Genomic DNA, 1,118 nt, shown 5'->3' with positions numbered 1-1,118 from the left:
GGCTTCGGCCATGCCGTTCGACTGCGGGCTTTCGACCGGCGTTGTGAGAGGCTCGAGGCCGATGTCGCGGGCAAACCTTCGCGTCTCATGGGCGATGTAGCAGGAGCCATTGTCCGTCAGCCATTCAATCGTCGTCGGCAGCCGGTTGATGCGGCCGAAGCGATGCTCAAGGGCTCCGACCATCAGATCCCTGACGTCTTCGCCCTTGATCCCTTCCGTGGTGGCTATGTGGCCCATGGCCTCGCGATCGCAGCAGTCGAGCGCAAAGGCGACACGGACCCTCTCGGCGTTGTCGCATGCGATCTCGAAGCCGTCCGAGCACCACCGCATATTGGATTGATCGACCGCGACCCTGCCATCGTGACGGCGCTCGTCTACTGACCCGCAGTGCCGACGCAGGAGCAGCCCGTGAGCTCTCATGACGCGATAGACGCGCTTGCGGTTGACCGGCTCAAGGCCCTTCTCCCGCGCCTCCCGGCGAAGGACCGCCCAAACCCGCGCATACCCGTATGTGGGCATCTCCGCGATGATGCTCTTGATCCTGGCGAGCAGCGCGTCTTCGGGCTGCGGCGGACGGCCTCTGCGCTGCTGGGGGCGCCCGGCCGTCCTCGCGGCAATGTTGGATCTGGCAACGCCGACGGCCTCGCAGATGGCCGTCATCGGGTAACGTCCTTCGGCGGCAAAAACGACTGCAACAGTCGTTTTTTTGGGCCTGCGGCGACCTCGAGGGCCTCCTTCAGGATCTCCGCTTCCAGGGTCTTCTTCCCAAGCAGGCGCTGTAGCTCGCGGATCTGCTCCTGCTGGGCACGGAAGGCAGAGGCTGGAACCACCTCCTCCTCGGCCCGCGTTGCCGTCAGAGCGCCTTGCTCGGCCAGCCGCCGCCAGGTGAAGAGCTGGTTGGGCGATACACCGTGACGGCGGGCCACCAGGCTCACCGACGAGCCCGGCTCATTGGTCTCGGCGACCATCTCCAGCTTCTCCGTCACCGTCCATCGGCGCCGGCGCTGTGGTCCAGGAAGGACCTCACTCTTCGGATAAGAACCAGTCATGCGCACGACATTACTCCTAACCCTTATCTTAAGGGTGGGTCGTGTCCGGGCAATTAGGGGGCTGATTCA

1 pseudogene is annotated in these 1,118 nt (G+C 64.5%); it reads right to left on the bottom strand.

Annotated features, from left to right (window positions below):
- Nucleotides 1–1,049: pseudogene (locus C8P69_RS24370) on the bottom strand (IS3 family transposase); the annotation flags it as partial.
- Nucleotides 1,050–1,118: the final 69 nt, after the last annotated feature.

The sequence above is a fragment of the Phreatobacter oligotrophus genome (assembly GCF_003046185.1).
GTDB classification, from domain to species: domain Bacteria; phylum Pseudomonadota; class Alphaproteobacteria; order Rhizobiales; family Phreatobacteraceae; genus Phreatobacter; species Phreatobacter oligotrophus.
Note: the sequence above shows the minus strand (reverse complement) of the source record. Positions and strands in the feature narration are given on the sequence as shown.